The sequence below is a fragment of the Peribacillus sp. P4_C12 genome, assembly GCF_056402095.1.
This window is the reverse complement of the sequence record NZ_JBFUIB010000132.1, coordinates 1-8,818: the sequence shown is the minus strand read 5'-3', so window position 1 is coordinate 8,818 and position 8,818 is coordinate 1. Positions and strand designations below refer to the sequence as shown.

General features: G+C 40.3%; 6 protein-coding genes. All 6 read left to right on the top strand.

The window, feature by feature from the left end; genetic code table 11:
* On the top strand, positions 1-371 hold a 371-nt coding region (gene uppS / locus AC1DUW_RS15840), incomplete at its 5' end, for a polyprenyl diphosphate synthase (protein WP_477642934.1).
* A 25-nt stretch (positions 372-396) separates the two neighbouring features.
* Positions 397-1,194: a phosphatidate cytidylyltransferase gene (locus tag AC1DUW_RS15835; protein ID WP_053348015.1), complete on the top strand. Its 798-nt coding sequence runs from the start codon at positions 397-399 to the stop codon at positions 1,192-1,194.
* A 49-nt stretch (positions 1,195-1,243) separates the two neighbouring features.
* On the top strand, positions 1,244-2,404 hold the full coding sequence (gene dxr / locus AC1DUW_RS15830; protein ID WP_053345354.1) for a 1-deoxy-D-xylulose-5-phosphate reductoisomerase: 1,161 nt from the start codon (positions 1,244-1,246) through the stop codon (positions 2,402-2,404).
* Positions 2,405-2,411: 7 nt separating this feature from the next.
* Positions 2,412-3,680 (top strand): RIP metalloprotease RseP, encoded by a 1,269-nt coding sequence (gene rseP / locus AC1DUW_RS15825; protein WP_053345355.1) that lies wholly within the window; start codon positions 2,412-2,414, stop codon positions 3,678-3,680.
* A gap of 281 nt (positions 3,681-3,961) precedes the next feature.
* The gene (locus AC1DUW_RS15820) at positions 3,962-5,662 is read left to right on the top strand and encodes a proline--tRNA ligase (protein ID WP_053345356.1); all 1,701 of its coding nucleotides are present in this window, start codon (positions 3,962-3,964) and stop codon (positions 5,660-5,662) included.
* Positions 5,663-5,833: 171 nt separating this feature from the next.
* Positions 5,834-8,818 (top strand): PolC-type DNA polymerase III (locus AC1DUW_RS15815; protein WP_477642933.1); only part of this gene is annotated, 2,985 nt, incomplete at its 3' end.

The window sequence follows — 8,818 nt, the reverse complement described above, 5'->3', positions numbered from 1 at the left end:
CCGTTAAACGGGCAATGGAAGATACTAAGAATAATGATGGGATGATTTTAAACTTTGCTCTAAACTACGGAAGCCGCGGAGAAATCGTAACCGCAGTGAATAGCATCGTTCATGATGCTAAGAATGGTATAATAAAGGAAAATGTTTCGGAGGAAATACTTACAAGTTACTTAATGACTAAGCATTTGTCAGATCCAGATTTACTGATTCGCACAAGCGGTGAAATCCGTTTAAGTAATTTCATGCTATGGCAGGCGGCTTATACAGAGCTATGGTTTACAGATGTATTATGGCCGGATTTTAGTGAAGAGCATTTATTGCAGGCAGTTGAGGAGTATCAAAAGCGTTCACGAAGATTCGGTGGCGTTTAATGTAGAAGGCGAGGAAAATGGAATAATGAAACAGCGAATTATTACGGCGGTCGTTGCTGCCGCTATCTTCATTCCAATAGTTATTTTAGGGGGAATTCCCTTTTTACTGCTGGTTTATCTGCTAGCGTCCATTGGTTTGTATGAACTGATGAAAATGAAAAATATGCGTGTGCTCTCTTTTGAAGCGATTCTTTCACATATCTTGTTATGGGTACTTTTACTACCCAATGAAAATACCGCTTTTTTAGCCAATATTAATTACGATAAAGTCCAAATTTTCTTAATGGGCGTTTTACTGCTACTTCTTTATACAGTCGTTTCAAAAAATCGTTTTACTTTTGATGACGCAGGCTTTTTAGTGATTACAATCCTATATCTAGGCATGGGATTCTACTATCTATTTGAAACACGTGATTCGTTGGGGCTGGGTCTGATATATATCTTGCTTGCATTATTTACGATTTGGGCAACCGATTCAGGAGCATACTTTATCGGTAAGTCACTAGGTAAAAGAAAGTTATGGCCTGAAATCAGTCCAAATAAAACGGTGGAGGGATTTTTCGGCGGGGTATTCTCCGCGTTGATAGTGGGTGTGCTATTTTATGTTTTCTCTTCCCTCGACTATACATTATTACAATTACTATTGATTTCTTTAATCATTGCGATTTTCGGCCAATTGGGTGATCTCGTTCAATCGGCTTATAAACGCCATTATGGGGTAAAGGATTCAGGAAAGCTTCTTCCAGGTCATGGAGGAATTTTGGACAGGCTTGATAGTCTGATATTTATTTTACCGATTTTGCATTTATTGCATGTATTATAATACAAATAAAGGCATAGGCAAGTGTTATATAAATTAGGAGATGAACAATTTGAAATATATCAGCCTTTTGGGTGCAACRGGTTCGATTGGCCAACAAACAGCGGATGTAGTGAGGGCTCATCCTGATCAATTCAAAATAGTGGCGCTTTCAGCTGGGAAAAATATAGAATTGGTCAGAACTTACATACAAGAGTTTGAACCGAAACTTGTTTCAGTACAGACTAAAGAGGATTATCATCTTTTAAAAAGTGAATTCTTCAGCAAAAAAGATATCGAGTTCATGTACGGAGATGAAGGACTGACCGCTGTTGCTGTTTATGATCAAGCTACAATATTAGTCAATGCCGTCATCGGAAGCGTAGGACTCTATCCAACTTTGCAGGCAATCAAGGCTAAAAAGGATATTGCAATCGCTAATAAGGAGACATTAGTGACTGCAGGTCATTTGGTCATAAATGAAGCTAAAAAAGCTGGAGTTAGATTACTCCCTGTTGATAGTGAGCATTCAGCGATTTTCCAGGCGTTACAGGGCGAAAAGGAAAAGAATATCGAACGTCTAGTCATTACTGCATCAGGCGGCAGCTTCCGGGATCGTACCCGAGAAGAATTGAAAGGTGTTACGGTGGAAGAGGCGCTAAATCATCCGAACTGGTCGATGGGCGCTAAAATTACGATAGATTCAGCTTCGATGATGAATAAGGGGTTGGAAGTAATTGAGGCCCACTGGCTTTTCGATCTTTCATACGATAAAATTGATGTATTGTTACATAGGGAGAGTATCATCCACTCCATGGTTGAATTTCATGATTCTAGTGTGATTGCCCAACTGGGCACACCAGATATGCGCGTACCGATTCAATATGCCCTTACTTATCCTGACCGTCTACCACTCGTGGGGCGTAAACGTCTGAACTTGGCTGATGCAGGAAAACTTCATTTTAGCGATATGGATTTCACCAGATATCCTTGTTTGCAATTTGCCTATAAAGCAGGTAAAATGGGCGGAACAATGACAACCGTGTTGAATGCAGCCAATGAAGCAGCAGTAGCTGCATTTTTATCTGGAAAGGTATCATTCCTGGAAATTGAGACTTTGATTGAAAAAGCGCTGAATCAGCATTCTGTCATAACACTTCCGGATTTAGAAACCATTCAGGAAGTAGATTTAATGACAAGGCAGTATATAGAATCTTTAGTGAAAGATAGGTGACCGGAACATGCAGACTTTAGAAACGATTATAGCGTTCATTATCATTTTCGGTGCTCTTGTATTTTTCCATGAGCTTGGACACTTAGTGTTTGCAAAGCGTGCCGGAATTTTATGCCGTGAGTTCGCAATCGGTTTCGGACCAAAAGTATTCACGTATAAAAAGAAGGAAACCGTTTATACGATTCGCCTGCTTCCTCTAGGTGGGTATGTGCGTATGGCTGGCGAAGATGCTGAAAATATTGAGCTAAAGCCGGGTTATCGCGTAGGATTAATTTTTGATAATGAAGAGTATGTTACAAAAATCATTTTGAACAATAAAGATAAATATCCTGATATCCGGCTTGTTGAAGTAGAAGTGATCGACCTTGATCACAAACTGATTCTTACAGGTTATGAAGAGGGGGAGGAAGATACGTTAAAAACCTTTACCATTCATAAAGAAGCGGTAATCGTTGAAAATGGTGTAGAAAATCAGATTGCACCTTATGACCGACAATTTGCCTCAAAGTCGCTAGGACACCGCTTCCTAACGATTGTAGCTGGGCCAGCGATGAACTTTGTTTTGGCGTTTGTTATTTTTGTGTTGATTGGTTTGTTTCAAGGGGTTGTTGTGGATGAAGCAAAACTCGGTGAACTGACTGCAGATGGTTCGGCTATAAATGCCGGGTTAAAATCTGGAGATGTTATTCAATCAATTGAGGGAACAGAAGTCTCATCTTGGGGAGATGTTCAGGAAAGCATACAAAAAAACCCTGGACAAGAAATAGAATTTGTCGTTGATAGGGACGGGAAAACATTAGAAGTACCCGTTGTTCCTCAAGAAGTGAAGAGAGATGGCAAGAAAATTGGAATTATTGGTGTCTATCCTCCAGTTGAAAAAGCACCGATTAAAGCAATACAATACGGTTTTACCGAAACATATTTTTGGACAAAACAGATCTTTATTATTCTTGGTGACCTTGTAACGGGCGGCTTTACGATCGACAGTCTATCAGGCCCTGTAGGAATCTATAAATCCACAGAAGAAGTTGCAAAACAAGGTATATTCACGTTGATGAAATGGGCAGGACTGCTCAGCATTAACCTAGGAATTATGAACCTTCTTCCATTACCAGCGTTGGATGGAGGAAGACTGCTATTCTTCGTGGTAGAATTCTTAAGAGGAAAACCAATTGACCGCCAAAAAGAAGGAATGGTTCACTTTATCGGGTTTGCATTGCTGATGTTGTTAATGATTGTCGTTACTTGGAATGACATCCAGCGATTCTTCTTATAAAACATGTTCGAATAAGGTATTACAGGCCAGCAGAATTATCTGTTGGCTGTTTCTAATCATGGGAATGGAAATCACCATTTTCTTAAGTTTTTTAAACGTTTTGGGGAAATAGTTTGTTTTCTAAGGAAATCGTAAGTATAATCGAGAATGAGTATATTAAATCAGCTTTTCTGAATATCTCAGAAAGTCTTTTTTTGTATTATATGACCGTATAAAAGCTACGGGATGTAATTATCCGTGGCGGCAGTTTAATTTAAAGGAATTATTGAAGAGGTGCAGATATGAAACAAAGTATGACGTTAATCCCTACATTGAGAGAAGTACCTGCAGATGCAGAAATTAAAAGTCATCAGCTATTATTACGTGCAGGATTTATGAGACAAAATTCCAGTGGGGTATATAGTTTCATGCCGCTTGGGAAAAAAGTGCTTCAAAAGGTTGAAGCCATCGTTCGGGAAGAGATGGATAATGCTGGTGCAGTTGAGCTTTTAATGCCTGCTTTACAACAAGCGGAATTCTGGCAGGAATCTGGACGTTGGTATACATATGGTCCAGAGTTGATGCGTTTGAAGGACCGCAACAACCGTGAATTTGCGCTTGGTGCCACACATGAAGAAGTGATTACAAGCCTAGTTCGTGATGAAGTGAAGTCTTACAAGCGTCTTCCTTTAACAGTATACCAAATTCAAACAAAATTCCGTGACGAACAGAGGCCGCGCTTTGGATTGTTGCGTGGACGTGAATTTATCATGAAAGATGCTTATTCTTTCCATGCTAATCAAGAAAGCCTTGATGCTGTTTATAAAAAATTATATGCGGCGTATGCAAATGTATTTAGCCGCTGCGGTCTTAATTTCCGTGCGGTCATTGCCGATTCAGGAGCGATGGGTGGAAAAGATACACATGAATTCATGGTCCTATCTGAAATAGGGGAAGATACAATTGCCTATTCAGATACGTCTGATTATGCAGCTAATATTGAAATGGCACCAGTAAGTGTGAACTATGAAAAAAGTTCAGAAGCACAGGGTGCACTTGAAAAAATTCATACACCTGGGCAAAAAACAATCGAGGAAGTAGCAACATTCTTAAAAACGGATGCTACGAAGTTGATTAAATCGTTGTTGTTTAAAGTGGATGAAAAATTTGTGCTCGTATTGGTGCGCGGTGATCATGAAGTCAATGATATTAAGTTGAAGAATTTCTATAACGCATCAGTCGTAGAAATGGCAGATCCAATCGAGACGAAAGATGTTTTGGGCTGTGCAATTGGTTCTCTTGGACCAATCAATGTCACTTCTGACGTAGAAGTGATTGCGGATGTTGCTATCGAAGTAATGGTCAATGGAATTTGTGGTGCAAATGATGAAGACTACCATTATGTGAATGTAAATCCAGACCGTGATTTTAATGTAGCCAATTATTTGGATCTTCGTTTTATTCAAGAGGGTGACCTATCACCGGATGGAAACGGAAAAATTCAATTTGCTAAAGGGATTGAAGTTGGTCACGTATTCAAGCTGGGGACAAAATATTCCGAAGCGATGAACGCGACCTACCTTGATGAAAATGGACGATCACAGCCGATGATCATGGGTTGTTACGGAATTGGTGTATCTCGCACACTTGCAGCTGTAGCTGAGCAATTCAACGATGAAAAAGGATTGGTTTGGCCAGTGAACTTAGCGCCATACCAAGTTCATTTGATCCCAATTAATATGAAGGATGAAGCGCAGTCTGCACTTTCAGAAGAATTGTATAATGATTTTAAAACACAAGGCTTTGACGTTCTGATGGATGATCGTCAAGAACGTGCCGGTGTTAAATTTGCTGATTCAGACTTAATTGGACTTCCTGTCCGTGTAACAGTCGGTAAAAAGGCTTCAGAGGGAATTGTCGAAGTGAAAATCCGTAAAACTGGTGAGGTTCTTGAAATTGAAAGAGCTGAACTAACTCAAAAACTTCGCGAAATATTAGGATAATTATTTTGAAAAATAGCGAAGGGAGGCATCATTCAATTGAATGATGCTTTTCCTTTTCCTACATTTAGATACTCGTGAAAGGTACGTGTTATGTTATAATAACCACTGATATTAGAGTAGAAATAATAATGAATAAAATCTTAAGAGATAGTAGATAAGGGGAGAGAGGAAATGGATCAAAATCCAAATAGCGGTAGAGAGAGATTTCAACTCTTGCTCCAGCAGATGGACTTGACTGAGGATGCCTTTGTGAACTTTTTCATTGGTGCCGAAATTGATAAGCTCTCAATTGAGAGAGAGTCCAAAACATGGCATTTTGCCTTTAATATACCTGCGTTAATTCCTTGCAGTGTTCATACAAGACTTGCTACTCAATTAGCAAGTACCTTCGCCCATATTGCGAAGGTCTCATTCACTTTGAATGTAGCTAACCCGCAAGTGACCGAACAATTAGTTAAAGAGTATTGGAAAAACTGCATAGGCGAGCTTCAAGGCATGTCTCCAGCTCTATTGTCACTACTAAATGAGCAAGAGCCTACAGTAAATGGATATAAAATTATCGTAAGTGCACGAAATGATACTGAGGCCGGTCAGTTGAAACGAAAATACTCTGGACTCATTTCGAATATCTATCAAACGTTTGGTTTCCCTCCACTGACTCTTGATGCGGAAGTAAAGGAAACAGTTTCGAATCCTGATTATCAGAAGTTTTTAGAAGAGAAACAAAAGGAAGACGCGGAAAAGGGGCTTGCTGCCCTAGTGGAAATGCAGAAGAAAGAATCGGAAAAAGGTGGAGACGATGGCGTCTACGAAGGACCTGTTAAGATTGGTTATACGATTAAAGAAGATGCTGATTTCCGCAGAATTGAACAGATTATCGATGAAGAGCGGAGAATTGCAATTGAGGGCTTCGTATTTGATGCGGAAGTCCGAGAGCTTCGTAGTGGCCGTAGCTTACTGACGTTCAAAGTCACGGATTATACCAGCTCAATATTAGTCAAAATGTTTTCACGTGATAAAGAAGATGCCGCAATTCTTGCCCGTGTGAAAAAGGGAATGTGGGTACGTGCTCAAGGTAGCATTCAAAATGATACATTTGTACGGGATTTGGTTATGATTGCAAATGATATAAATGAAATTTCTAAACAGGGTCGACAGGACAAGGCTCCTGAAGGGGAAAAGCGGGTCGAACTGCATATGCATACTCCGATGAGTTCTATGGATGCGGTGACACCGACTTCTGCCCTTATTGCCCAGGCAGCCAAGTGGGGGCATAAGGCTGTTGCCATCACGGATCATGCAGGTGCCCAATCATTCCCTGAAGCTTATAGTGCTGGGAAAAAGAATGACATTAAAATTCTTTACGGCGTCGAAGTGAATCTTGTAAACGACGGCGTGCCGGTTGTCTATAATGAGGCGCATATTGCATTGGCTGATGCCACCTATGTCGTGTTTGATGTAGAAACGACAGGACTGTCTGCCGTTTATGATACGATAATTGAATTTGCTGCAGTAAAAATTCGTGACGGGGACATTATTGATCGATTCGAGTCATTTGCGAATCCTCATCATCCGTTATCCAATACGACCATAGATTTGACGGGAATCACTGATGATCTTGTAGAAAATGCTCCGGAAGTCTCGGAAGTACTCGAAAAGTTCAGGAATTGGGCAGGAGATGCCATACTCGTTGCTCATAACGCGACATTTGATATGGGCTTTTTGAATATAGGTTATAAAAACATGGGATATCCTAAGGCAGCGAACCCAGTTCTGGACACATTGGAACTAGCCCGATTTTTATATCCGGAGTTTAAAAACCATCGTTTAAATACATTATGTAAAAAGTTCGATATCGATTTGACCCAGCATCATAGGGCCATATATGATGCCGAAGCTACAGGCTACCTTATGTTGAAGATGCTAAAGGATGCGATGGAAAAAGACATTACCCATCATGATCAGCTAAATGACAATATGGGGAAAGGAAATGCTTATCAGCGTTCCCGTCCGTCCCATTGTACGCTGATTGCGCAAACACAGGCTGGTTTAAAAAACCTTTTTAAATTAATTTCGATATCACATATTGATTATTATTATCGTGTACCTCGGTTACCGCGTTCCCAACTTAAAAAGTATCGTGAAGGAATTCTCGTTGGATCCGGATGTGATAAAGGGGAAGTTTTTGAAGGGATGATGCAAAAGGGTTTTGAGGAAGTCATAGATATCGCTGAATTTTACGATTATCTTGAAATTCATCCGAAGGAAGTATACCAGCATTTGATTGAGCTTGAATATATCAGGGATGATAAATCGTTAGAAACAATCATCACAAATATCGTCAAGCTTGGTGAGAAATTGGATAAGCCTGTCGTTGCCACAGGGAATGTTCATTATTTGGACCCAAACGACAAAATTTACCGTAAAATCCTTGTGAATTCACAAGGTGGAGCGAACCCGCTGAATCGTCATAAGCTGCCGGATGTACATTTCCGGACAACTGATGAAATGCTGAGGGCCTTCTCATTCCTTGGTTCTGAGAAAGCCAAAGAAGTCGTGGTAACTAACACGAATAAAATCGCTGATATGATAGATGAAATCAAGCCTATCAAGGATGAGTTATACACGCCTAAAATTGAAGGTGCAGAAGAAGAGATGCGTGAGATGAGTTACGGCATGGCAAGGAAGATATACGGAGAGGACCTGCCGGAAATCGTAGAGGCCCGTCTTGAAAAAGAACTGAAAAGCATCATTGGCCATGGATTTGCCGTTATTTATTTGATTTCTCACAAACTAGTTAAAAAATCTTTGAATGATGGCTATCTCGTAGGATCACGGGGGTCGGTGGGATCTTCGTTCGTTGCAACGATGACTGAAATTACTGAGGTTAACCCGCTGCCGCCGCATTATGTGTGTCCAACGTGTAAAAAATCGGAATTCTTCAATGACGGTTCTGTGGGTTCTGGATTTGACCTGCCAGATAAAGACTGTCCAGATTGCGGCATTGCTTATACAAAAGACGGACATGATATCCCGTTTGAAACCTTCCTTGGCTTTAAAGGGGATAAGGTTCCTGATATTGACTTGAACTTCTCCGGTGAATATCAGCCGAAGGCCCATAACTATACTAAGGTCTTGTTTGGAGAAGAGTATGTT